27 protein-coding genes and 1 pseudogene are annotated in these 24,117 nt (G+C 63.7%); 10 read left to right on the top strand and 18 right to left on the bottom strand.

Features of this window, described 5'->3' with window-relative positions; all coding sequences use genetic code 11:
* Positions 1-37: 37 nt before the first annotated feature.
* The 3 genes from BJA_RS17515 to BJA_RS17505 all read right to left on the bottom strand — a co-directional run bounded on the left by BJA_RS17515 (position 38) and on the right by BJA_RS17505 (position 3,063).
* Positions 38-877: a helix-turn-helix transcriptional regulator gene (locus BJA_RS17515; RefSeq protein WP_011086314.1), complete on the bottom strand. Its 840-nt coding sequence runs from the start codon at positions 875-877 to the stop codon at positions 38-40.
* Positions 878-1,001: 124 nt separating this feature from the next.
* Positions 1,002-2,417 carry a UbiD family decarboxylase gene (locus tag BJA_RS17510; protein ID WP_011086313.1) on the bottom strand — a complete coding sequence of 472 codons (1,416 nt, stop codon included), beginning with the start codon at positions 2,415-2,417 and terminating at the stop codon, positions 1,002-1,004.
* Positions 2,418-2,442: 25 nt separating this feature from the next.
* Positions 2,443-3,063, bottom strand: coding sequence for a UbiX family flavin prenyltransferase (locus tag BJA_RS17505; RefSeq protein ID WP_011086312.1), 621 nt, complete (start codon positions 3,061-3,063; stop codon positions 2,443-2,445).
* 161 nt (positions 3,064-3,224) lie between these two features.
* Here BJA_RS17505 and BJA_RS17500 point away from each other — a divergent pair, with 161 nt between their 5' ends.
* The 6 genes and pseudogenes from BJA_RS17500 (at position 3,225) to BJA_RS17475 (ending at position 8,837) form a co-directional block, all read left to right on the top strand.
* Complete coding sequence (locus BJA_RS17500) at positions 3,225-4,196, top strand: LysR family transcriptional regulator (protein WP_038965948.1); 972 nt, start codon at positions 3,225-3,227, stop codon at positions 4,194-4,196.
* Positions 4,197-4,407: 211 nt separating this feature from the next.
* Positions 4,408-5,159, top strand: a pseudogene (locus BJA_RS17495) (Bug family tripartite tricarboxylate transporter substrate binding protein); the annotation flags it as partial.
* Between the two features lie 183 nt (positions 5,160-5,342).
* Entirely contained in the window at positions 5,343-6,857 is a 1,515-nt protein-coding gene (gene istA, locus BJA_RS17490) for an IS21-like element ISBj11 family transposase (protein WP_038973741.1), read from the top strand.
* On the top strand, positions 6,854-7,663 hold the full coding sequence (istB, locus tag BJA_RS17485; protein WP_018270204.1) for an IS21-like element ISBj11 family helper ATPase IstB: 810 nt from the start codon (positions 6,854-6,856) through the stop codon (positions 7,661-7,663). Before istA ends, istB begins: the two co-directional genes overlap by 4 nt.
* 150 nt (positions 7,664-7,813) lie before the next feature.
* Positions 7,814-8,101: a tripartite tricarboxylate transporter substrate-binding protein gene (locus BJA_RS17480; protein WP_236842220.1), complete on the top strand. Its 288-nt coding sequence runs from the start codon at positions 7,814-7,816 to the stop codon at positions 8,099-8,101.
* 418 nt (positions 8,102-8,519) lie between these two features.
* The gene (locus BJA_RS17475) at positions 8,520-8,837 is read left to right on the top strand and encodes an ArsR/SmtB family transcription factor (protein WP_011086308.1); all 318 of its coding nucleotides are present in this window, start codon (positions 8,520-8,522) and stop codon (positions 8,835-8,837) included.
* A gap of 11 nt (positions 8,838-8,848) precedes the next feature.
* Here the strand turns inward: BJA_RS17475 and BJA_RS17470 are convergent, their stop codons facing one another.
* The 14 genes from BJA_RS17470 to BJA_RS17405 form a co-directional block, all read right to left on the bottom strand.
* On the bottom strand, positions 8,849-9,400 hold the full coding sequence (locus tag BJA_RS17470; protein WP_011086307.1) for a YeeE/YedE thiosulfate transporter family protein: 552 nt from the start codon (positions 9,398-9,400) through the stop codon (positions 8,849-8,851).
* Positions 9,401-9,411: 11 nt separating this feature from the next.
* Positions 9,412-9,963 (bottom strand): YeeE/YedE thiosulfate transporter family protein, encoded by a 552-nt coding sequence (locus BJA_RS17465; protein ID WP_011086306.1) that lies wholly within the window; start codon positions 9,961-9,963, stop codon positions 9,412-9,414.
* A 107-nt stretch (positions 9,964-10,070) separates the two neighbouring features.
* Positions 10,071-11,162, bottom strand: a complete 1,092-nt coding sequence (locus BJA_RS17460; protein ID WP_011086305.1) for a YeeE/YedE family protein — start codon at positions 11,160-11,162, stop codon at positions 10,071-10,073.
* A gap of 101 nt (positions 11,163-11,263) precedes the next feature.
* On the bottom strand, positions 11,264-11,707 hold the full coding sequence (locus BJA_RS17455; protein ID WP_011086304.1) for a DsrE family protein: 444 nt from the start codon (positions 11,705-11,707) through the stop codon (positions 11,264-11,266).
* Positions 11,708-11,715: 8 nt separating this feature from the next.
* Positions 11,716-12,621 carry an alpha/beta hydrolase gene (locus BJA_RS17450; RefSeq protein WP_011086303.1) on the bottom strand — a complete coding sequence of 302 codons (906 nt, stop codon included), beginning with the start codon at positions 12,619-12,621 and terminating at the stop codon, positions 11,716-11,718.
* Between the two features lie 14 nt (positions 12,622-12,635).
* A complete protein-coding gene (locus BJA_RS17445) occupies positions 12,636-13,037 on the bottom strand; it encodes a DsrE family protein (RefSeq protein ID WP_231166726.1) in 402 nt (133 codons plus the stop codon).
* A 59-nt stretch (positions 13,038-13,096) separates the two neighbouring features.
* Positions 13,097-13,789 (bottom strand): c-type cytochrome, encoded by a 693-nt coding sequence (locus BJA_RS17440; protein WP_038965950.1) that lies wholly within the window; start codon positions 13,787-13,789, stop codon positions 13,097-13,099.
* On the bottom strand, positions 13,773-15,044 hold the full coding sequence (soxC, locus tag BJA_RS17435; RefSeq protein WP_011086300.1) for a sulfite dehydrogenase: 1,272 nt from the start codon (positions 15,042-15,044) through the stop codon (positions 13,773-13,775). The genes BJA_RS17440 and soxC overlap by 17 nt, the downstream gene beginning before the upstream one ends.
* A gap of 6 nt (positions 15,045-15,050) precedes the next feature.
* Positions 15,051-16,742, bottom strand: a complete 1,692-nt coding sequence (soxB, locus tag BJA_RS17430) for a thiosulfohydrolase SoxB (RefSeq protein WP_011086299.1) — start codon at positions 16,740-16,742, stop codon at positions 15,051-15,053.
* A 27-nt stretch (positions 16,743-16,769) separates the two neighbouring features.
* The gene (gene soxA, locus BJA_RS17425) at positions 16,770-17,591 is read right to left on the bottom strand and encodes a sulfur oxidation c-type cytochrome SoxA (RefSeq protein ID WP_011086298.1); all 822 of its coding nucleotides are present in this window, start codon (positions 17,589-17,591) and stop codon (positions 16,770-16,772) included.
* A 28-nt stretch (positions 17,592-17,619) separates the two neighbouring features.
* A complete protein-coding gene (gene soxZ / locus BJA_RS17420; RefSeq protein ID WP_011086297.1) occupies positions 17,620-17,946 on the bottom strand; it encodes a thiosulfate oxidation carrier complex protein SoxZ in 327 nt (108 codons plus the stop codon).
* Positions 17,947-17,963: 17 nt separating this feature from the next.
* Positions 17,964-18,416 (bottom strand): thiosulfate oxidation carrier protein SoxY, encoded by a 453-nt coding sequence (gene soxY, locus BJA_RS17415; RefSeq protein ID WP_011086296.1) that lies wholly within the window; start codon positions 18,414-18,416, stop codon positions 17,964-17,966.
* An 18-nt stretch (positions 18,417-18,434) separates the two neighbouring features.
* Positions 18,435-18,878 carry a sulfur oxidation c-type cytochrome SoxX gene (soxX, locus tag BJA_RS17410; RefSeq protein WP_028171929.1) on the bottom strand — a complete coding sequence of 148 codons (444 nt, stop codon included), beginning with the start codon at positions 18,876-18,878 and terminating at the stop codon, positions 18,435-18,437.
* Between the two features lie 129 nt (positions 18,879-19,007).
* Positions 19,008-19,622: a SoxW family protein gene (locus BJA_RS17405; RefSeq protein WP_011086294.1), complete on the bottom strand. Its 615-nt coding sequence runs from the start codon at positions 19,620-19,622 to the stop codon at positions 19,008-19,010.
* A 54-nt stretch (positions 19,623-19,676) separates the two neighbouring features.
* On the opposite strand from BJA_RS17405, the gene BJA_RS17400 reads away from it, so the two are divergent.
* Positions 19,677-20,396 (top strand): hypothetical protein, encoded by a 720-nt coding sequence (locus tag BJA_RS17400; protein ID WP_162494079.1) that lies wholly within the window; start codon positions 19,677-19,679, stop codon positions 20,394-20,396.
* Position 20,397: 1 nt separating this feature from the next.
* Here BJA_RS17400 and BJA_RS17395 read toward each other — a convergent pair whose 3' ends face one another.
* The gene (locus BJA_RS17395) at positions 20,398-21,129 is read right to left on the bottom strand and encodes a cytochrome c biogenesis CcdA family protein (RefSeq protein WP_011086292.1); all 732 of its coding nucleotides are present in this window, start codon (positions 21,127-21,129) and stop codon (positions 20,398-20,400) included.
* A gap of 75 nt (positions 21,130-21,204) precedes the next feature.
* Here BJA_RS17395 and BJA_RS17390 point away from each other — a divergent pair, with 75 nt between their 5' ends.
* The 3 genes from BJA_RS17390 to BJA_RS17380 all read left to right on the top strand — a co-directional run bounded on the left by BJA_RS17390 (position 21,205) and on the right by BJA_RS17380 (position 23,116).
* Entirely contained in the window at positions 21,205-21,576 is a 372-nt protein-coding gene (locus BJA_RS17390; RefSeq protein WP_011086291.1) for a hypothetical protein, read from the top strand.
* Positions 21,577-21,613: 37 nt separating this feature from the next.
* Positions 21,614-21,964, top strand: a complete 351-nt coding sequence (locus BJA_RS17385; RefSeq protein ID WP_011086290.1) for an ArsR/SmtB family transcription factor — start codon at positions 21,614-21,616, stop codon at positions 21,962-21,964.
* A 72-nt stretch (positions 21,965-22,036) separates the two neighbouring features.
* On the top strand, positions 22,037-23,116 hold the full coding sequence (locus tag BJA_RS17380; protein ID WP_011086289.1) for a YeeE/YedE family protein: 1,080 nt from the start codon (positions 22,037-22,039) through the stop codon (positions 23,114-23,116).
* Positions 23,117-24,117: the final 1,001 nt, after the last annotated feature.

Below are 24,117 nucleotides of genomic sequence, written 5' to 3'. Positions count from 1 at the left end.
CATTCGAGCGCGTGCAGCGCAAAATTAGCCGCTAGACTCAGCCCGCAAGACGCGAGACGTTGCGAAACTCGCGCGGGCTGACGCCGGCATGGTCGCGGAAGAAGCGCGTGAAATGCGCCGGCTCCGGAAAGCCGAAGCGCTCGCTGAGCTCGCCGAGCGGCGTGTCCTCGCGCATGACGGCATCGAGCGCGCGCTCCATGCGGACGACGTTGAGATAGATTTTTGGCGAGACGCCGAGCGAGGTCTCGAACAGGCGGAAGAACTGCGCGCGCGAGAGCCCTGCGCCCTTCACGAACTGATCGACGCTGCCATAGGAATCCTGCACACGCATCGCGTCCATCGCGCGGCGGATGCGCCAGTCGCAGCTCACCGCCCTCATGCCGCGGATCGAGGTCGGGAAGCTGCGCCAGGGCGTGAAGCGTTCGATCACCGCGATCATGAGATCCGACAGCGTCTGCTCGTGGGTCCGCACCGCGTCCGGATTCGCCATCATTTCGGCTGCGAGATGCAGCGTGAGCTGGCGGATGCGCGGCGACACCTCGCCCGAGGGGCGTTCGAAAAAGCCCGGCGCGCCGCTCGCGGCCCATCCGGGTCGGAACTCCTTCAGCCATTCGGGCTCGATATAGAGCGCCATGATGAGCGTGCGCGGACGGCTGGCGTCGTGCACATAGGCGTGCGGCTTCCAGCCGTCGACCAGCACGGCGGCCATGTCCGTGAGCGGCGTGACCTGATCGCCAACCAGAAACTGGGTGTCGGCGCCCTCGACCTTGAGCAGGACGTGGCAATGATGATGGGCGTGACGGACCAGCGAACGATCCATGTCGAGCAGAGCGACCCTGCCGAAAGCGCCGTGAGCGATGCGCAGGGCCGTCGACATCAGTTCCTTCCTCCCAGCGTTGCGCTGCAAAACGATTGGCTAGCTGGCGCGGCACTATAAGCGGCGTCAGCTACATATTCCAACCGCGCAAACGGACGCAAGTTGCCTTCTCGCGGTAATCGGCTCATGCGCGCGCCCCCGCAAGCAACCGCGCGACCGCGGCGCTGGGATCGGCCTGCAAGGCCGTGGCGAGATCAACCTCCTCCTCGCCCTTGACGCGAATGCGCTTGAAGGCGAGCTCGGGGGCGCTGACCGGCGCGGTCGCGTCCAGGCCCATCTTCGCGCTGATGCCATTATCGGTGGTCGGATCGAGCTTCGAGCCGAGCGCGCCCGAAACGACCATGAGATCGCGATCGGCCTGGAAGCGCGTCGCCACCGCCCATTCGATCTCCTCGCACGAGGAGATGTCGACGTCCTTGTCCACCACGATGACCTGCTTGATGTCGTAATGCGCACCGAAGGCACACATCATGACGTTCTTGGGCTCGCCGTCATTGGCCTTGTCGATCTTGATCGCGAGATGATAGCGGCAGGTGCCGCCGCGAGTCAGGCGGACGTCGATCACGCCAGGAAAGCTGCGGCGCAGATGCTGCAGCAGCGTCGCTTCGCGCGGCACGCCGCCAAGGATGAGATGCTCGAAACCGCCGCCGACGATGGTGTGGAAGATCGGCGCCTTGCGATGCGTGATCGCATCGACCTCGATCACCTCGCGATTGGCGCGCGGACCGTAATATTGGGGGAATTCGCCGAACGGGCCTTCCGGCTCGCGCACGCCCTGCAAGATCCGTCCCTCGATCACGATCTCCGCATGCGCGGGCACGCGGACCGAATTGGTGCGGCATTTGACGACGTCCACCGGCTCGCCCAGCAGAGCACCGGCAATCGCCATCTCGTCCTCGTCGAGCGCAGCGATGGCTTGGGATGCAAGCAGCAAGGCTGGATGCGCGCCGATGACGATCGCGATCTCCAGCGCCTGGCCCAACTCTTCCGCGAGGCGATAATAGGAGAATGTATGCCGCGGCAGCAGCAGCACGCCGATGCGGTTCTTGCCAGATATCTGGCAGCGGTGGATCGAGACGTTCTGCACGCCGGTCTTGGGATTGCGGGCGATCAAGAGGCCCGCGGTGATGTAGGGGCCGCTGTCGCGCTCATTGTGCTTGGGGACCGGAAGCTGGCGCAGCAGATCGATATCCTCATGCACGACCTCCTGCACGGGCCCGCTCGCCACTTCATGTGTCGGCAGCGGATGGCTCGCGGCAGCGAGGAGCTGCGGCAGCAGCTGGTCCTCGGTGACGCCGATGGACTCTGCGACCCAGTCGCGGCCGGCAAAGAGGTTGGCGACGACCGGGATCGCGTGCCCGTCGGGGCGCGGAAACAGCACGGCGCTGTCGCGCTCCAGCCGCTTGGCGATGGCGGCGAGCTCGTCCGCTAGCGCAACGCCCTCGCGCGCGATCGCGAGCTTGCCGCGCTCGGCGAGATAAGCGAGCCAGGCGCGCAGATCGGCGGGCGGGCCCTTCCTCGCAACATCTTCCATTCGCATACGGGTCTTTCCTTAAGGTCTCAGGTCAGGGCGCGATCTTGCGCAGCGACAGCGAGCGGCGCTTGAGCGCCTCGTCCTCGCCCCAGCGGCGCACGACGCCAATATCGATGTCGTAGAGGTCGAGCACGCGGCCGACCGTGTGCTCGACCATGTCGTCGAGGCTTTCGGGCTTGGCGTAGAAGGCCGGCACGGGCGGCGCGATCATCGCGCCCATCTCCGAGAGTGCCGTCATCGTCCGGAGATGCCCGGTGTGCAGCGGCGTCTCGCGCACCATCAGCACCAGGCGCCGGCGCTCCTTGAGCACGACGTCGGCAGCCCGTGTCAGCAGTGTCGTGGTCACACCGGACGCGATCTCGGACATCGAGCGCATCGAGCACGGCGCCACGATCATGCCCGCGGTGCGGAACGAGCCGCTGGAGATGGCGGAGGCCATGTCGTCGATCGCATGGTTGACATTGGCGAGCGCCCTCACCTCCGCGATCTTCAGGTCGGTCTCATAGGCAAACGTCTGCTCGGCGGTCTTCGACATCACCAGATGCGTCTCGACGCCGGCATTGCGCAGGAGCTGGAGCAGGCGCACACCATAGGTGACGCCCGAAGCGCCGGAAATGCCGATGATCATCCGCTTGGGGCTGACGTCCTGCATATCTTTGGTCTCGCTCCCTGGGGCCCGCGCCCCTCGATCAGCAAGACTAGGCAATCACAACCATCATCACAAATAATGATTGATTATATATTCGATCACCTGAGATGATGGATCGCGAGCAGGATCAGCGACCGAAGGATAGCCCCGTGGAACTCAGGCAGATGCAATATTTCCTGTGCCTGGCCGAGGAAAAGAACGTCACCCGGGCCGCGCGCCAGCTCAATATCGTGCAGCCGGCGCTGAGCATGCAGATCGCCAAGCTCGAGGCCGAGCTCGGGCAAAAACTGTTCGACCGCAGCGTCCGGGGCATGACGCTGACCAGCGCCGGCGAAGCGCTGGTGCGGCTGACGGCGCCGATCGTGCGCGATGCCGAATATGCCCGGCAGGAGATGGCACAGCTCGGCGGGCGCATCTCGGGCCGCGTCTCGGTCGGCCTCATCACGTCGGTGGCGCAAAGCACGATGGCGAGGTCGTCGGCGACCGTCGCCAGCCGCTATCCCGAGATCACGCTGTCGGTCTGCGAGGGCTACACCGAGACGCTGGTCGACTGGGTCAACACCGGCCAGCTCGATTTCGCGTTGATCAACGTGCCGCGCCGCAGGACTCCGCTGGCCGCGCATCACGTCATGGACGAGGAGATGGTGTTCGCCTGCCGTAAGGACGGCCCGATCAAGCCGCCGGCAAGACTGCGTTTCGACCACATCGCCAATGTCGACCTCGTGCTGCCCTCGAAACGGCACGGCCTGCGGCTAATCCTGGACGAGCACGCCGCCGCCGTCGGCATCGACCTGAGGCCGCGTCTCGAACTCGACACCCTGCCTGCGCTCTGCGATGTGATCGCCACCACGGATTTCGCAACCGTGCTGCCGACCATCGCACTCCGGCAATCGCTCGCGAGCGGAGCCATCCGGGCGCATCGCTTCAACGAGCAACGGATCGTGCGCTCGATTGCCTGGGTGCATCACCCGCGGCGAACGGTGTCGGTCGCGGCGAAGGCCGTGCTCGACGTCATCAGCCGCGACCTCGCGCAGGCCGCCGCCGTGGCAAAGGAGTTCGTGGAGCCTACCTCCGGTGGCACAAGCTCGTCCTCCCGAAAAAGGCGCAGAACGCCGCGGCGGAAAACGATCTCTTAGATGCAGGATTTCGGCTCGGACAAGATGTCGCGCCCGCCGCAAAATGAGACGGGTTGGTAAGTTTTGAGACCAGCCGGCATGGCAGTCGCATCAAGCCGCTAACTACGGTCCAGGCGCAATAATCGCGACCTGGCGCTCATCCCGGACGGCTCTTGTCACGGACGCTCCCTGGCCTCGCAGAACAAGACACAGTCGGGAGATTCGGTCCGAGATGACAAAGTTCGGTCGCAGCAAGATCACGGACATTTCTCAGCGGCAGAGCGAGGGATTTCATCCTCACCGGAGGTCGCTGCTCGCACTCGGCGGTGGTGCCCTGCTCGCAGCCGCGGGGATGCAGGCTGCGAACGCCCAAGACTATCCCGCCCGACCGATCCAGGTGCTCGTGCCCTTCGCCGGCGGCAGCGCCAGCGACGTGATCACCGTATCCTGCTCAACCGCATGTCCATGTCACTTGGACAGGCCTTCGTGGTCGACAATCGTCCCGGCGCTGGCGGCAATATCGGCACCGCTGCCGCGGCGCATGCCGCACCTGATGGCTACACCTTGCTGATGAGCACCTCCGGCCCGCTGGCTGCGAACAAGGCGCTTTACAAGGACCTCCCCTACGATCCGCTGAAGGACCTCGCCCCGATCGGCCTGTTCGCGACGCTGCCGAATGTCATCGTGATCAATTCGAAGCTGCCGCCGAAATCGCTGCGCGAGCTGATCGACTACGCGAAAGGACATCCCCGCGAGCTGAACTACGGGACGGTCGGGGTCGGCTCCTCGCAGCATCTGGCGGCCGCCTATTTCGAGCAGCTCACAGGCACCGAGCTCACGCACGTTCCCTACCGCAACATCGCAGCCTACACGCCGGACTTCATCGCAGGGCAGGTCCCGCTCGGATTCCAGCTCCTGCCGAACGTCCTCGGCCTGATCAAAAGCGGCGATGCGCGCCCGCTCGCGGTGGCCTGCCGCCGGCGAACAGGATGGAAGTGGAGCGTCGACCATGATGAGAGGGCTACGCCGGGCTCGTGACGCAGGGAGGGCGTAGCCCGACCGGAGTTACGAGCCCGGCGTCGGCGCGATCCACAGCGGACCGCGCCGACTGGTGATCGCGGCCGGCTGGTTATGCAAGTGGTTCTTCCGCCAAGAGGAATCACTCGCGTGCCAGGCCGACACATTACCGATCACCAAATGAGGCTCTACATGAAGTACCGTCAGACCGATAGCCCACCCGTGGCCGCCGCCAAGGCTTCGTTCAGCACCTCGACCGCTTACCGGATCGAGAAGGATCGACGCCTTCCGTCGCAGAAGAAGGCTCCCCGCGGCCGTCGCCGGCCAGATCCCTTGGCCCGCGTATTTGAGACAGAGATCGCGCCGATGCTGAAGGCCGCCCCCGGTGTGCGGCCGGTCACGATCTTCGAGGAGTTGCTCCGACGCCATCCCGAGCTCGGCGCCGGCATCCGTCGCACGCTGGAGCGCCGGATCCGGGCCTGGCGGGCGATCCACGGCGAGGAGCAGGAGGTCATCTTCCGCCAGACCCACGAACCCGGTCAGCGCGGCCTGTCCGACTTCACCGACATGGGCGAATTGGGTGTCACGATCGCGGGCGTACCGCTCGACCATCGTCTCTATCACTTCCGGCTGGCCTATTCCGGGTTTGAGCACGCCCATGTCGTGCTCGGCGGTGAGAGCTTCGTCGCTCTGGCCGAAGGCCTGCAGAATGCCTTGTGGTCACTCGGTGGGGCGCCACGGGAGCATCGCACCGACAGCCTGTCGGCCGCCTTTTGCAATCTCGACCGCGACGCCAAAGACGATCTGACGCGGCGATACGAAGACCTCTGTGCCCATTACGGCATGCGGCCTTCCCGCAACAATCGTGGCATCGCCCACGAGAACGGGGCGATCGAGAGTTCGCATGGTCATCTCAAGCGAGCGATCGGCGACGCGCTGTTGCTGCGTGGCACCGCCGACTTCGACGATCTAGCTGCCTATCGTGGCTTCATCGATGAGATCGCCAGCCGCCGCAATGCCCGCAACGCCAAGCGGATCGACAGTGAACGTAGCGCACTTCAGGATCTGCCGGACCGCCGCACGTCGGACTATGAAGAGGTGATCGTCCACGTGACGTCGTCCGGCGGCTTCACCTTGCGCAAGGTGTTCTACACGGTGCCGTCGCGCTTGATCGGCCATCGGCTGCGGGTGCGCCTGTATGACGATCACCTCGACGTGTTTGTCGGCGGCACGCATCTCCTCACCTTGCCGCGCGGGCGGCCGCATCCCAATGGCAAGCACGATCAGGTCGTCGATTATCGGCACGTGATCCATTCCTTGCGGCGCAAGCCGATGGCGCTCCTCAACCTGGTCTACCGCGACCAGCTGTTCCCCCGGGAAGCTTACCGCCGAGCCTTCGACGTCTTGCGCAAACGCTTACCGGACAAGAAGGCCTGCCGGATCATGGTCGATCTCCTCGCACTCGCCCATGAGCGCGGTTGCGAGGCCGAACTCGCCAATCAGCTCACGGCTGACCTGAACGACGGCCGGCTGCCCGACCTCAACCGGCTACGTACTCACTTCGCCCCGGATCCCGCCCAGGTGCCGAACGTCGTGGTACGCCTCGCACCGCTCGCCACCTATGAATGCCTCATCGGTACCGCCGAGATCGGAGGCGCCGCATGAGCACAACCAACGTAGTCGACACCGCGCGCCTCAATCTGTTGCTCAACGAGCTGCGGCTGCCCGCCATCAAGGCGCTGTGGCCGCAATTTGCCGAGCAATCCGATAAAGAAGGCTGGCCGGCGGCGCGCTTCCTCGCCACCATTGCCGAGCACGAGATCGCTGAGCGCGGCCGCCGCCGCATCGAGCGCCATCTCGTCGAGGCGCGGCTGCCTACCGGAAAGACCTTTGACAGCTTCGACTTCGAGGCCGTGCCGATGATCTCCAAGGCGCAAATGACCGCACTCGCCGCCGGCGACGGCTGGCTCGGCAAGGGCGCCAATCTGCTGCTGTTTGGTCCGCCCGGTGGAGGCAAGAGCCACTTGGCGGCAGCAATCGGCTTGGCCCTCATCGAGAACGGATGGCGCGTCCTGTTCACCCGCACCACCGATCTCGTGCAGAAGCTCCAGGTGGCTCGCCGCGAGCTCAACCTCGAGGGCGCCATCAACCGCCTCGATCGCTTCGATCTCGTCATCTTGGACGATCTTGCCTATGTCACCAAGGACCAGGCCGAGACCAGTGTGCTGTTCGAGCTCATCAGCGCACGCTACGAGCGACGCTCTTTGCTGATCACCGCCAATCAGCCCTTTGGAGAATGGAACAAGGTCTTTCCGGACCCAGCTATGACCCTCGCGGCGATCGATCGCCTTGTTCACCACGCCACCATCGTCGAGATGAACGTCGAGAGCTATCGCAGGCGGACTGCCCTCGAGCGAAAGCGTGGTCCAGGGCGGCCACCGGAGCACGCGACACAAAAAACGCTCGCTTGATTGACGCTCCGCGACAATCAAAGCAAACAAAACTCTTGCGCGCGACAATCATCGCGGCGATCATCATCGCGCCGCGACACTGACTCGCCATCCTGATCGCCGCGCTCTTCCGACCCAGATCGTCGCGCTATAGTGGCCAGTGACAAGCGCATGACGGCGGTGCCTGATGTCCCGACTGCGGCCGAAGCCGGCCTGAAGAATTACGAGAGCGCCGCCTGGCTTGCGCTTCTTGCGCCAGCGAACACCGATAGGGCCGTCGTCGACAAGCTCTACAAAGCGATGGTCGAAGCCGTAAACGATCCGAAGGTGCGCGCCCTCTTCGTCGAGCAGGGCGCCGAGCCGCTGGTGATGGATCCCCAGGGCCTGAAGAATTTCATGACCTCGGAAACGACGAAATGGATCGGGGTCATCAAGAAGATCGGCATCGAGCCGATGTGAGCCAAGCTCTTGTGTAGAAGACCTGCCCGCATTGGCTGTCGTCAGGTTTTTCTTGATCTCCAGGTGCACACGTCGTGCACATGCCGCCCTCTAACCAGTTGAAAAACACCATCGCTCCAGTCCATCATGCGCGCCGCGGCAAATTTTCGGTCTAACATATTCATTTTATTGAGGTATTTTAACTCAGATCAGTCCTTCATGTGATTGGACCGGGAGCGGGAGTGCACACGTCACTCGTATGGCGTATGTCAGAGATCCTTGAGAACGATGGGCTTCGGTTATACTCATTCAGCGATGTGAGTATAATTCGCATGCTTATGCCGCGCCGATTCAATCGCGGGCCATTCATTAACCGGCCAAACCCGGATTTCGCTCTCATATTTAACGGCTGGCACGCAAGTGCTAACGAAACACCGTCATGCGCCGAATGAATACGAACGAACTCGAAAGGCAGGCAAAGGGGGTGGCCGCCCTGATGCGCATGCTTGCCAATGAGCATCGTCTGCTCATCGTCTGCAAGCTCGTCGAATATGGCGAAATCAGCGCGAGCGCGCTTGCCGAGGATGTCGGCCTTTCCGCTTCGGCCCTATCGCAGCACCTTGCAAAGCTGAAGACACAGCGCATCGTCGCCTGTCGGCGCGATGGTCAGACGATGTGGTACCGTGTCGCAGACCGGAGGATCGAAGAGCTGTTTTCAACGCTGCACAGGCTCTTCTGCAAGACACCAAAACGGTGACCTGTGATCTGCTACATCCGCTTCTGCTCAGCTTCCACAGATTCGATCCACCAGAAGAACAGTCCGGCGCCGACTGCAAGAGCGGCGAACCAAATGATGTCCGGGATGTTCGTCACGTCCGGAAGGCGGACTTTGCCGAGCGCCCAGACGTTGAGCACGTGCGCTTTCAGCCAATCGAAACTCAGCGCGTAAAGGATAGCACCGGCAACCATGCCGAGCGCGCCGACCAAGGCATGGATGCTGCCGGTGGCGATGGCGCCGAGCGCCGTTCCCGGGCAATAGCCATAGACCACCATGCCGATACCGAACAAAGCGGCGCCGAGCGCGATCGCCAGCATGTTGGCATCCTTCACGTAGTACTTCGTGTTGCCGGTATCGACGAGCAGCAGCACGCCGATGCCGCCGACGACGATCGCCGTGCCCATCACCTTCAGCACAGTAAAATCGCGCAGGCGAAACTGGTTCTCGATCACATTACAGTTCGTCACCTTGCCACGCTGCAGCAGGAAGCCGAAGGCAGCGCCCATTAGCACGGGGCCAAGGATTGTCATCATCGCGGTCATCTTGATTCCCTTCACCGTTTGCGGAACATGAGCGCGGAGATACCGAGTCCTGTGGCGAACATCACCGCCAGGAATAGCCAGCTCGACACCGCGAGCTGCAAACCGCCGGAAATGCCGTGTCCGCTGGTACAGCCGCCAGCAAGCCGTGCGCCGTACATGATCACGATGCCGCCGAGGAACGCGCCGACAAAGCGCTTGGCGATCGATGGTCCGAACCGCTCCTTCCAGACTTCCGGCACGAGCTCGAGCCGCCACGTGCCCGACATCACTGCGGAGAGGAATGCGCCGAGCGGGATGCCGACGAGGAACCAGACGCCGTAGTCCCACTTCAGCGGCATGCTCTTCCAGTAGGAATTCTGCGCCACAGCCTCCGGCCCGATCACCGGAACGGCGAACAGCGAGGCGACGCGCGAATAGGCGGTGGTGACGCCGAGCGGATCGCCGAACACTGCGAAGGCGATCCAGCTCAACAGCCCGATCCCGGCGCCGACGAGATAGGGCGACCAGTCGATGCGCGCAGTGCGCGGCGCTTCGCGAACGTAGCTTTCCGTGATGGTGGTCATGTGCGTTTCCCCGAGGGCGGCGCGCCCGCATTGTTGCGGCGCAATCGGCCCGCATTTGCGAAAATCATATTCAAAAAATGTAATTTAGCAAACCATAAAATATCTGATCACGCGCCCGCTGCGGGCGAGCCAGCGGCCTGCTGCGGTTGTGGCGTACCGGCACGGTCGACGAAGAGGTCGGTGAGTCCAGCCCCGAGCCACATGCCGCCGAGCACGAGCCAGGCGGTGAGCGCGAATATCGAGGCGCCGGTCACGCCCGCGCCGACCGCGCAGCCGCCGGCGAGCATCGCGCCGAAACCCATCAGCACCGCGCCGAGCAGATAGCGCCGCATGCCGAGCCCGTCGAAAAATCCCTCGAGCTTCAGCTCATGCGCGCTTGCCGCAGCGACGAACGAGCCGAGAAACACGCCGGGAATGATGCCGAGGTCGAAGCCGAGCCGGATCTGCGAGCTGTTCAAGACCAGCATCAGCAATTCGGCCGACGGTCCGCTGAAGGTGAGGCTTTTCAGCGTCACCGGTGCGAAGGAGGCCTGCGACAGCTGGTAGGTGAAGAGCCAGCCGGCGACGACGGCTACGCCCGTCGCCAGCGCGGCGAAGATCAGCCGGCGCGGCAAATGGCTGCGAAAGGCGAAGGTGAGCCCCGCGATCAGCCATAGTCCACCGAAAGCGAGCTTCTCGGGCGTACCGCCGCCGAACGCCGCCATGATGTCGCGCGACGGCCCGCCGTCGACAAGCCACAGATTGGTCACCCACTCGCGCGCAGGCGACAGCAGGCCGCGATAAGAAGCCTGCGCCGTCACCGCAAACACCAGGCCCGACAGCAGCGCCCTGAGATTGCCATTGGCCGAGAGCACGAGCAGCCGGCTGGCACAGCCGCGGGCCAGAATCATGCCGCAGCCGAACATCATGCCGCCCACGAGCGCACCGGAGATGCTGCCCTGCTGCGCGAGCTGGCGCGCCTCGGAGACGTCGAGCAGACCGAGCGCGACAAAGGCCTGCGTGCCCACCAGCGCCGCGGCAAAGGTCAGGAGCCAGACCGCAAGGCGCGGGCCGCCCTCGCCGCGGGAGAACTCGACGGCGGCGGCGCGCAGGCAGAAGCGGCTGCGCTGGGCGAAGAATCCAAAGACGCCGCCGACCAGAAGGCCGCCGAGCCATGACAGGCGGTCTTCCCCCAGGAGATCGATGAGTGTCGTCAGCACGGCCGCCTCAGTGTTCCTTTGAGGTCTGCCAAGTCTATCGCTCGCTGCGGTCGCGCCGTATGAGCCAAATCAAGGCCCGGCCGCATCGGCGCCACGCCTGCTCAGGGCCGCAGATAGGCATATCCCTGCTGTTGCAGCTCGGCGAGCCGCACCACGCCGCCCTTCTCGGCTACCACGAAGCCGGGCGTGAGGTCGTCGAGCTTGACCCCCTGCGCCTTCATGGTGTTGGCGCAGGCATCAAATCCGACGCCAGCGTCGGCGAGCTTCTTCATCATCGCAACGGTGTGATCTTCGGCGGCGAGCGCGTGGAAGGCGCGAAGCGCGGGCCCATGCACGACCAGCCTGATATCGGCCTTGCCGGGGCCACCAGCGCCATCGACATGGTTCTGGAGGTTGCCCAGAACGAAGACGACGCGGTCGGCATCGGCGAGGTGATAGACGACGCGCTGTCGCGCCGGTGTTTCCGTCGCCGCTGCCGCTTCGCGCACGGCAAGAGCACCAAATAGTCCGGCAAGGCTCGCGCCAAGCATGGATCGACGCTGCATGGTCCCTCCTAACGTGTCTGCTTGATGAATTCGGCGATACGATCGGCAGCATCTTCCGCGAACAGGTCGCGGAAGAAGTGATCGGCGTCCTCGATTCTATCGAGCTGCACCCTGCCGCCGCTCGAATCGGCAAGCGGTGCAAAGGACGCTACCACGTCGGGCACGACCGTATCCTTGGTCGCGGCGAGCACCAGCACAGGGAGCTTGAGCCGCGCCACGAGCGCCGCAGCGTCCTGGCCGGTGTCGGCGGCATAGAAGGAGGCAAAGGCGCGCGCCGTCACCACCGCGTTGCGGCAATAGATGAAGCCCGGCACGTCCATCCACTCGCCACCGCGGCCCGCCGCGACGGTCCTCGTTGCCTGCTTCAGGAACGGTTCGAGCGGCTTGCCGTAGGTCTGGGCATAGGAGGCGCGCAAGTCGGCCTCGGCTTTCGCCGTCACCGGCGCCAGCAGCACGGCACCCGCGACCGGCGGGGGTTCGCCCGCCGCCAGATAGCGCGCGACCTGGTTGCCGCCGCGCGAGTGACCGAGGGTGAAGACGAACCGCGACATGCCCCTCGCCTTGATCACCCAGGCACCGATCTCAGCAACCGCATCGTCAACGACATAGTCGTGCCGCGCCGCGCAGTCATACATGCCCTTGCGGCGGTCGAGCCCCAGCGACAGGGTATGGGCGAGCGAAGCGATGCCGCGCTGCTCAAGCGCCTTCGCGACGCCCTGAATGACTTCCATGTCCTTGTGGGCGAGCGTGCCGTGGGTCATCACGACCAGCGGCGTATCCGGTCCCATCGAGGCAGGTGTGCGCAGTGTCGCGAGGGTCGTGCGGCCGCCGGCCGACAGTTCGAGCTCCTGCTCGGCCGCGCCGGCGGGCGGCGCGAGAAGGAGCAAGACAGCCAATCCCATCAACCATCGCATCGGCGGCTCTCTCCTTACGGTCGGACAATCGTCCAGTTCTTTTCCGCGAGATCCATCAGTGCGGCAACACCAACCCGGGTGACGCTGATGCCCTCGATCAGCGGCGGTCGCCTGCCTTCCTTCACCGCAAGCGTCTCCAGGGTATTGCCGCAGGCGATGAAGCTCACATTGGGCATCGATTTCAGGAAATTCAACAGGCGCTCCTTCACCGGCGAGCGGTCGTCGAGCAGCATGTCGAGGCCGCCATTGAAGGCAACCACCACGATCTCGACGTCGTCGCCCTGCCCGGAATAATGCCGCGAGACGTTCGCCGCAACATCGAGGACGGCGCGCATCTTGGCCGGGTCGTCGTCGCTGATCTGCAGCGCGAGCCGGTGCGGTTCGGTCGCCCGGGACGGAGCGGCGGGACTTGTCATGATGAAGGCGGCAGCGAACAAACTGCGAAGCAACCCACGGCGGCTCGCCCGGCCGCGGATCATTCCACGCCCCGCGACTTTCCGTCCCTGGTATCCTCAGGGGTCACGTCGATGACGGCAGCGCGCGCGGTGATCTTCACCGGCTCGATGCAATCCCTCATGCAGGGGTCCTTCTGCCAGAACGATTTCTCGCTCGTCGCCCGATCGTCCATCACAAAGCCCTGCTCGTTCGGCATCTTGATCGTGGCAAGGTTCTTGTTGGTCAGCTCGAAATTCTGGTCGGTGACAACGTCGTTCAGGTACAGGACGTAGGCGACCAGCGCATAATACTCGTTGACCGAGAGCGACTCCGCATTGCCGTAAGGCATGGCGTGACGGACGTAGTCGAACACGGTCGAAGCGTAGGGCCAGTACGAGCCCACCGTCTTGACCGGATTGTCTGATGTCAGCGAACCCTTGCCGCCCGCCAGCACTGGCCAGCGGCCGTTACCCTCGCCGAACTCGCCGTGGCAGGTCGAGCAGTTGTCCATGAAGAGCTTCTCGCCCTGGGCGACCGTGCCCTTGCCCTCCGGCAGGCCCTGACCATCGGGCCGCACGTCGATATCCCAGCCGCGGATTTCCGCCGCGGTCGGCGCGCGGCCGACGTGATAGCGCGGACCGGCTTTGGGATCGGTCTTCTGCTGCGCGGGCGCGGGCGCGCACATTGCGCAAATGAGCAGTGCCGCGGCAGCAAACTTAAGCGACTTCGACATTCTCGACCTCACCATTGGCCTGCACATGCCAGGTCTGGATGCCATTGTTGTGATAGATGGAGTTGACGCCACGGATCTTGCGCAACTCGGCCTTGCTCGGTTGCACGTAGCCGGTCTCGTCCTGCACGCGCGATTGCAGCAGCAGCGGCTCGCCGTTCCAGTCGAACTCGTAGTAGAAGCGCGTCAGTGCCTTGTCGAGCACGGGGCCGTCGAGCCGTGCCGGCCACCAGTTGCGGCCGCCATCGAGCGACACGTCGACGCGCCTGACCTTGCCGTTTCCGCTCCAGGCCAGCCCGGAGACGATGGTGAAGCCCTTGCCGTGCCTGATCGGCGCCTGCGGACTAGGGCTCGTGATCACCGACTTGGCGTCCATCGACCAGGTGAACCGACGTGCCTTTCCGTTGGGCATCAAGTCGGTATATTTCGACGTCTCCTCGCGGGTGTGCCAGGGCTGATCGCCGACCTTGATGCGGCGCAGCCACTTGACCCAGAGATTGCCCTGCCAACCCGGCACCACGAGCCGCATCGGATAGCCCTGTTCGGGATAGAGCGCCTCGCCGTTCATCTTGTAGGCGATGATGCAGTCGTCGAGCGCCTTCTCGATCGGCAAGCTGCGATCCATCGCGGCCGCATCGGCGCCCTCGACCAGCAGCCACTTACCGTTGGTCTTGACCCCTGCTTCTTCGAGCAGCGTACGCAGCGACACGCCGGTGTACTGCACGCAATGGATCATGCCGTGGGTGAACTGACAGCCATTGAGCTGCGCGCCGCGCCACTCCATGCCGGAATTTGCTGCGCATTCCATGAAGTGAATGCGGTTGACGCGCGGATAGCGCTTCAACTCCTCCAGCGTGAGGATCAGCGGACGCTCGACGAGCCCATGGATCATCAGGCGATGATCGGCCGGATCAACCTCGGCGATGCCGCCATGATGCCGCTCGAAGCAGAGGCCGTTCGGCGTGATGATGCCTTCGAGCTCGTGCAGCGGGGTGAAGCTCACCGAGGACTCGCGCGAGGCGGTCAGCCATTCGACGTCGCGCCGGACGACATCCTTCTCGAACTTCGAAGGCTTGCCGTAGGGGCGCACGGCGACGCCCTCGCCGAGCGACTTGGTCCATTCCGGGACGTTGGGAGGCTGGTTCGCCGGATTGCCGCCGCCGGCCAAGGCGGGCTTCGCGAGCACCGACGCCGCAACGCCGGCGCCAGCGGCCAGGAAACTGCGTCGGGATTGCTGGGGACTGTCCATCTTCGACATCGCTTCTCACGCTCCCGTCACTTTGACAGCTCTGTTGGGTTCGAGGCGAACCGTCTTCTGTCGGGTCAGATAATTGGCCACGACCTCCCAGATCGGCGGCCCTTCGGTCCCTTCGTTGACGCTGGCCCAACCTGCGACCTGATATTCCCTCGCGGGATCGATCGGCGCACCGGTCTTGAGCAGCTGCATATCGGAGATGCGGCTGCCTTGCGGCTTCGCGATATCGATCGCATAGGACAGACCGCCGATGCGCACCATGTCGCCACCCTGCTGATAGTAGGGATCGACGTTGAAGAGATTGTCGGCGACGTCCTCGATGATCTCCTTCAACCGCGAACCCGTCATGCCCATGCGATAGACCGCCGGATAGGTGATCGCGGTCGCGTTGGTGACGTCCTCGAAGGTGATGTCCTGTCCCGGCAGCACGCTTGTGCCCCAGCGGAAGCCCGGCGAGAGCGCGATCTCGGCGTCGCGCTCCTGCAACAGGGCCTGGCAGATCAGGTCGTCGAAGGTGCCGTTGAAATTGCCTCGCCTGTAAAGCAGCGAATCCGTCTTGCCGAGCACCTTCGATAGCTCGGGCGCGAAGGGCTTGCGTACCTCGGCGATCTTCGCGGCCATCTCGGCATCCGCCGCGATCACATCGGAGAACAGCGGAATGAGCTTGAAGCTGTAGGCCTTGACCTCGTCGTCGCGGACGTCGAGGTCGAGCCGCGACACGAACTTGCCGGACGAGCCCGACGCGATCAGCAGGGTCTTGCCGACCTTGACCGCTTCGGGCAGCGCGTCATGGGTGTGGCCGGTCAGGATGACGTCGATGCCCTTGACGCGGGAGGCCAGCTTGCGGTCGACGTCGAAGCCGTTGTGCGAGAGCAGCACGACGAGCTGCGCCCCGTCCTTGCGCGCTTTGTCGACCTGGGCCTGCACGTCCTCCTCGCGGACTCCGAACGACCAGTTCGGGATCATCCAGCGCGGATTGGCGACCGGGGTGTAAGGGAACGCCTGGCCCAGCACCGCGATCTTGACGCCACCGCGCTCGATCATAGTCGAAGGCTCGAACGCCGCCTCGTTCCACTCGGTATCGCGGATGTTGAGGCCGAGGAAGGGGAAGCCGAGCCCCTCGATCGCCTGCTTGACCCGCTCGGTGCCGTAGGTGAATTCCCAATGTCCGGTCATGGCGTCGGGCTTGAGCAGGGCCATGCAGTCGATCATGTCCTGGCCCCGCGTCTTCAGCGAAGACCACGAGCCCTGCCAGGTATCGCCGCCGTCGAGCAGCGCGACCTTGTCGCCGCGCTCGTCGCGGATCGCCTTGATCACGGTGGCGGCCCGATCGAGCCCGCCGATCTTGCCGTAGGTCTTGGCCAGCGCCTCGAAATCCTCCGACGTCAGTGCGTACGCGGCCGAAGAACCGGGTGCGATGCCGAAGCGGGCGAGAAACTCCTTGGCCGTCACGTGCGGCGGCAGCCCCTTCGCCTCGCCGACGCCGAGATTGGTCGAAGGCTCGCGGAAGTAAAGCGGCATGAGCTGGCCGTGAATGTCGGTCACATGCACCAGCGTGACGTTACCGAGCGGCTCGAAGGCCAGCAATTCCTTCTGGGTCAGGCGCTGCTGGGCGAACGCCCGGGTCAGGCTCGAACCGGTACTGGTCGCCAGTGTCGCCGTTGCTGCAGCAACCTGGATGAACTCGCGACGAGAGATCATGCGCAATGCTCCTGCAGGCTCATCGTTTCAATTGCGCACCGAGGGCGTCTCGACCGGCAGCCCGATGCCGCGCCAGGCGACATAGAGCTCAAGCGCGAGAAACTCGTCGGAGAGCGGCTTGAACGGCTCGGCGCGTACATCGAACATGCAGCCTTCGAAGCGCTCATGCAGCGGCACCAGGCGCTGGTCGCGCAACCGATAGGTCGGAAAGCCGTTGGTCTGGCCCTGGCTGAGAAAATCGGCGCGCATGAATTTTCCGTTGTTGCGCTCGTGGCACGACTCGCAGGCCAAATCGAGCTGGCCGTAGCGCGTGTAATAGATCTGCTTGCCGCGCTCGAACCAGGGCGACATCGGACCGTCGGTCTTCACCGCCACCGGCATACCGTGCGATTGGTATCGCACGAAGGTGGTCATGTCGGTCAGTTCCTGGGACTTGAATTTCCAGGGCTCCGCCTTCATGTGCTCGGTGCGGCAGATGTTGATGCGCTGCTCGAGATTGACCGGCCTCTTCCGCTTGTCGTCCCATTTCGGTATGGCGGCTCCGACGCCCTTCATGCTCGTTTCGGCCTCGCCGTGACAGCTCATGCATGACTTCCCTTCGCTGCCCTCCGCCCTCTTCCAGACGTCGGCGGCACGCTCCACCGCCAGAAAGCCGGGGTTCTCCAGGTCGTCGTCCTGCAGCGCCCGCGTTTCCTTGCTGCGGAACTGGTAGCCGGAGACGATCGTCTTGAAGACGTGTCCAGGCGGCGCGGAGATGCCTTTGCGTTCGGTCTCCTGCGCGAAAGCACGCGTCGCAAGCGATGCGACCGCGACGATCGCAACGGCGAGTCCAACGTATCGCGAAAGCATCCGCTGTCTCCCTCGAAGCTCTCCGGCATTACGCCTTGAGCGCGATCTTCTCTTCGGCCGTGATCACCGAGCCGTCGTCATCGGTCCAGGAGAACTTGAAGGTCCCGGCTTCCTCCACCTTCGCATCGAACTGGATGTAGGGGTTGGCCGAGATCGCTGGCTCGAGCGCGCAGGCGAAGACCGGCTTGCCGTTGAATTCGCAGGCAAACCTGTTGATGATCCTGCGCGGGATGGGCTTGCCTTGCGCGTCCTTGCGCTGGCCCGATTCCATGACGTGCGAGACCAAGGTCTTGATCTGGATGACCTCGCCCTTGGCCGCCTCCTTGGGAAGCTTGATGCGTGGTTTGTCTGCCATTGTTCTCTCCTTGCGCCCTAGCCGCCGCAGCCGCCGATCGTTACCTTCACGGTCTTCTGCTCCGTGAACAGCGCGCCGTCGCTCATCTTCGCGATCGCAACCACGTTCTGCGTGGCCGCGAGCCGGATCCGGATCGAGGCCTCCGCCTTGCCCGAGACCGGTGTGAACATCAGCGTCGCGACGCCGGCGTTCGGATTGCCGTCGGCGAGAATCATGACTTCCTTGACGTAGGATTCCGTGGTCATCGGGCTCTCGACCGTGAGCGACAGAGGCACGGTATTGCCATTCTCCGCGATCTCCGGCAGGTCGAGCGCGATCTTGCCCTTGACCGGCTGCTTGCCGCCGGTGAACTTCTCGATCCACTTCGCGGCGTCATTGCTCACTTCGGCGTCGGCCGCCATCGGCATCAGGGTCAGCATGACGAAGCCACCCCCGAGCGCGAATGCCTGCCGTCGATTGATGGCTTTCATTCCAGATCCTCCTCGCCGTCAGTTGAGCGTTTTGAGATAAGCGACCACGTCCTCGACCTGCGCGGCCGACAGAATCGACTTGCCGACGAACTCCGGGCGCACACGGCTCAAGCCGTCGCTTTTGAAGAACGCCGGCATGACCGTGTCGGTGAAGATGCGCTTGGGATCGGCGACGATGAGGCGCAACTGTGCCTCGCTGTAGCGGCCGGCGACGCCGTCGAGCGACGGGCCGAACTCGCCGTGGAATTCCTCGGATTTCAGGCTGGTGACCTGGTGGCAGGCGAGGCAATTGCCCAGCGTGCGCGTCAGGAACACCTTCTTGCCGGCATCGGGATTGCCGGGTGCGCCGGTCAGCGATTTGGGCAGAGCGTCATTGACGACGTCGAGCTTGATCGGCTCTTGCGCGCAGGCGCTTCCGGCCGAAAGACATAGCGCAAACGCAGCCGCGAGCGAGCGCCGCATGTTCCCTACCCTTGATGGCGAGGTGACGCCCGCCTCGTTTGCGATGGACTCACAATCCATCAAATTCAGTTATTATGATATGTTCATATAAGAAGCGGCGTCAAGACAAATTCGCAGGGCCGGTGTCAACTAGCCGTTTGTGGTAAGAAAATCCCGGAACGAGCCGCGCTCGTAAGCCCGCTCCCGCACGAAGCGAAACATCGCCAGGAAATGCTGCGGCTTGAGATAGCCGGGTGCCCGCGCCACCTCCCGCGCCATCGGCTCCTTTGCCTCAATGCCGTTGGACGATGGAGGAAAGAACTGGAATGTCGGGGTGAACCTGATCCCGTATTTCTGGGCCAGATCCTTCTCGGACAATTCCTGGCGATCGAAATCCGTAACCTTGCGGGAGCCGATCAGATTGAGCTGCAACACCTCGAAATTGTCGCGAATGTAGGTCGTGATCGCCGCATCGGCAAAGTTTACCAGATGCGTCTCACGGCAATAGGGGCAGCCGCGCAGCTCCCACATGATCGCAAGGCGCTTGCCGCCGGCGGCAGCGCCTTCGAGGTCCTCGCGCAGATCGAGGAAGCTCTGCAGAAACCAGGGCTCGTGATAGAGCCCATCTTCTCCAAGCGCCGGCTCAGCGGCCGCCTCGCCGCGGCGGGCGACAAGAGCCGCGCCCGATGCCAATGCGAGAAAGCCGCGTCGCGTCAGCCAGCCGGGCGACGTCAGGGATTTGTGCTTTGGAAGGATCTTGCGCATCGGTCACTTTCATTATGATATTCATATCTACGAATGTGACAAGGATTTCCGATCTTGCGCTGCATCATCGCCCTGTTGGCATGGCTGACGTCGAGCGCGCTCGTTCTCGGCGCGGAGGCCGGCAAACCCACGGATTTCGTATCGGTGATGGGGCCGATCATGGATAATCTGCGCAGCGCGGCGAGCTATGCGCGCACCGGAAGCATCGCGCTGGCACAGATGGAGACCGACGCGGCGGCGACCACGTGGAAACGGCTTGAGCCAAACGCGTCCGGTCCCCTGCCCGCTTATGCTCCGGCCGCACTGGCGGAATTTCTTGGTGACGGCGGTGAACGGCTCGCGGCCGCAACGCGCGCGCTGGACGGCGGCGACAATGTCGCCGCCGGTCGCGAACTGCTTGCGCTGCGCAGGTCCTTTCATGAACTCAGGCGTCGTTCGGGCCTCTACGATCTCGGCGACTGCGTATTCGAGATCGCGCCGGCCATGGAAAAGCTACGGGTGGCGGCCACGCGGTATGGCCAGCAGCCGGCGCAGGCATACGCCGAGGAAACCGTTGCCGCCGCAAGCGCATTCCGCGATCGTCTGCAGCGCTGCAACGAATGGGCAAGCACCGAGATCGCCGGACAAGGCGAGTTCCGCCGCCTCATAGACGGCGCGATCGCGAGCAGTGGAGAGATCGCCCATGCAGCGATGGCCGGCGAAGGGCCGCTCGTGCATCGTTACCTGATCGAACTGCAGTCCTATGCCCAACTGCTCGATTTCCGCTACGGCTAGCTCAGCCGATGGTGGTCAGCCCCGGAAAACGCTCCAGCAGCCACTCTGAAACCGCCGGCATTAGACCGGTCAAGAACATCAGGCCGGTCGCGACTAGAAAGACGCCCATCGTCTTCTCGACCAGGCCAAGATGCCGGCGCGCGCGGCCAAGCGCGACAATGAACCTACCGGTGAACGCGGCCGCGATCAGGAACGGAATGCCGGTCCCGATTGAATAGGCGAAAAGCAGCAGGGCTCCTCGTCCGGTCGTGTCCTCCGAGCCTGCCATCAGCAGGACAGCGGCGAGAATGGGGCCTGCGCAGGGCGTCCAGCCGAACGCGAATGCCAGGCCCATGACGAAGGCCCCCGCCACCCCGGCCGGCCGGTTGTCGACCTGCACCGTCGCACTGCGATAGAGCAGCGGAATCCTCAGCACACCTAGAAAATGCAGGCCCATGACGATGATCAGGCCGCCGGCGACGATGCCGAGCGTTGAGAGATGCGCGGAGATGAGGCGTCCCGCGAGCGAGGCGGTCGAGCCGAGCGCGACGAAAACCAGCGAGAAGCCCGCCACGAAAGCGAGTGCGGAGACCAGGATGCGCGGCCGCAGGTCGGGCTTGCCACCGGAGAGATCGTTGACCGAGACGCCGGCCATGTAGCAGAGAAAGGGCGGGACCAGGGGCAGGATACAGGGCGACAGAAACGACAACAGCCCCGCGACGAAGGCCGCCCCCAGCGTGACGTCCAAGGTCATTGCGTCTCATCCCTAGAACATATGCGAATTTAATGATATAAAGCGCCAAGGAAGTCCAGAGGTCCGTTACGCAGGATGAACAGAATCATCGCCTGGCTCGCAGTCATTGTCGCGCTCGCGCTGTCCGCAACGGGATCGCGCGCGGACGAGCTCGTCATGTTCGAACGGGCCGGCTGCGTATGGTGCGCACGCTTCAATGCCGAGATCGCGCCGATCTATGGCAAGACCGAGGAAAGCCAGACCGCGCCGCTGCGCCGGGTCGACCTGAATAGGCCCCCGCCCGCTGACCTCGCCGGAATCGATCCCGGCGCCTTCACGCCGACCTTCGTCGTGGTAAAAGAGGGCCGTGAGATCGGGCGCATTCGCGGTTATCCGGGGGATGCCTTCTTCTTCGGCCTCCTGAACCGGATCCTGTCCAGCACAGGATCCGAACCGGGCAGGTCGTGACCGCTCTCAAGGATTTTGCTCAGGGGAATTTGAGACGATGCCGCTGCCAAAGCTGAAGGAGATCGAGGGCTCCGCCGAGCTCGAGCAGATGATGGAGAAGGCACGCGAGGCGAGCGACATGCTCAAGGCGCTATCGCACGAGTCCCGCTTGCTGCTGCTCTGCATCCTCGCCGAGGGCGAGAAATCGGTGACCGAGCTCGAGCAGTTCCTCGGCGAACGGCAGTCAACCGTCTCCCAGCAGCTCGCGCGGCTCAGACTCGATCGGCTGGTCACCACCCGCCGCGACGGCAAGGCGATCTACTACAGCCTCGCCAACGAGGACGTCCGCAAGATTCTCACCGCCGTCTACGACGTGTTCTGCGAGCCGGTGCGGCGGCGCCGCCGGTAATTTTCCGTTCTGGATTTTCGCGCCTTCCCGGCGCAGACTGTCTAACAAGCAGAACGAACATCCCCGGGAGGAATGCTGGGCTCTTCGACCATAGCGTTTGCATGCGGGCTTGCCGCCGGTGCCGTGCTCGGCGTTTCCGGCCGTGCGGGCCGCTTCTGCACGCTCGCAATGCTCGAGGATGCGTTCTTCGGATCGGATTTTCGCCGGCTCAGATCCTTTGCTCTGGCCGCGGCGGTCGCCCTGCTTACGACCCAAGCGCTGGCCGAGTTCGGCATCATAGACCTGTCGCGATCGATCTATCTCACAGCATCGATCGGCCTGGGCGGCGCGATCATCGGCGGGTTGATGTTCGGCGTCGGCATGGCGCTGGTCGGCACCTGCGGTTTCGGCACGCTGGTGCGCATCGGCGGTGGCGATCTGCGTGCCATCGTGGTCTTTCTCGTGCTCGGCCTGTCCGCGCTCGCGACTATGCGCGGCATCACCGGCATGCTCCGCGTGAAGCTGATCGAGCCATTGTCGGTGCGCCTCGCCGAAGGCAACAACCAGACTCTGACTTCACTGCTCGGGGCCGGCAGCACGACGCATGCAATCCTCGTCATGTCGATTGCCGCCGCGCTCGCTTTCTGGGCACTCGCGGATGGCCGGCTGATCCGGTCGCCGCGACTATTGGTTTCCGGTCTTGCCGTCGGCGCCGCGATTGCGTTCGGATGGTTCGCGACGGGGTGGCTCGCGGATGACGAATTCGATCCCGCGCGCGTCTCCTCGCTCACCTTCGTTGCCCCGCTTGGCGACACTATCCTTTACATTGCCACCTTTTCCGGCGCGCGGTTGAACTTTGGCATCGGCTCGGTCGCCGGCGTCGTCGCCGGCTCGTTTGCGGCCGCCATGCTCGGGCGCGGCTTTCGCTGGGAGGCTTGCGACGACGCCCGTGAATTGAAGCGTCACATGAGCGGCGCGCTTCTGATGGGGATAGGCGGGATCATGTCAATGGGATGCACCATTGGCCAGGGATTGACCGCATTCTCAACACTCGCTCTCTCGGCGCCGATCACAATGCTGGCGATTGCCGTCGGAGCGCGGCTCGGGCTTGAGTTCACGATGACGGGCGAGTGGCTGCCAGCAGTGCGCAAGCTGTTCGGCGTCTCGACGTAGTGGAGCCGGAAACAATTCCCGGATTGATGCCGACGACGTTCAACCCGCACAGACTTCCCAAACTACCGACACGCTCCCACTGATTGGTACTGCGTCCAGAAGTACATTGACCAGGCCGACATGCTGGCTTGTCCGACGTTCATGGCGATCGGCGTCATCATGTGGAGACGAAATTCGGCTTCGGAGCGAGGGGCCCTCGCCGCGGCAGATCGGCAGCGCACCAGCTTCCCTCTCGGATATCAGCGTGCGTCGGGCCGCGCTCTACCCCACGATTACCAGCGCGAGCAGGCCGGAGCCAAGCAAGGCGACGCCCGCGAGCGTAACCGCCAAGAAAGCAAGAGATGTGAATTCCTCACGCATGGATGTGTGGCCAAGGATTCACCATGCTCCGACCATCACAAGAGTGGCGATGCTCAAAGCTGAGCAGCACAGAATGATGACTGGCGCGACTAAATCTCGGTGAGATCGCATTGCTGGCTCTCCCAGTTAGAAGGCTTGGAGATAGTAGCTCGGCAATGTGTTTCCCTGACTTCGAGGTTGCTGGAAAGTGGTTTCAATCCGATGTCATTTGTTTCGTCTTCGCGGGCGAATGAAGTCTCCTCACGGGTTCGCGAACGCGAAACGGAACCAGAGACCGATTCTCCCAATCTCGGATCAAACCTCAGGATGACGCCTCGTCCGGGTTGATTTTTGACAGACACAGTTGTTCCAAGGCCTCGATCTGGCGTGCGCGTCTTTAGGGTGAACCGTCGCGCGCGGCCCCGCGCCCAGGGCTGGCGCGACTGAGACCATCTGCGGATATCCCGGTTCGATGCTGATGCCCTTTTCCTCAATTGACACAGGGCTCGCTTATCGGCACGGTTTACGTCCATATCGATGCTGGAATGATTTGCAGATCCGGCGGCGTCGGCCCGCAAACGCGCAGCGTGCAACACGACCGCCTCATTTGATGCTCCGGGCGGAACAACCGCTGAAGTTGGTAGATGGCACCACCGAGAACG

Origin of the sequence: Bradyrhizobium diazoefficiens USDA 110 (assembly GCF_000011365.1) — a bacterium.
GTDB lineage: Bacteria > Pseudomonadota > Alphaproteobacteria > Rhizobiales > Xanthobacteraceae > Bradyrhizobium > Bradyrhizobium diazoefficiens.
This window is presented reverse-complemented; position numbering and strand designations above follow the sequence as displayed.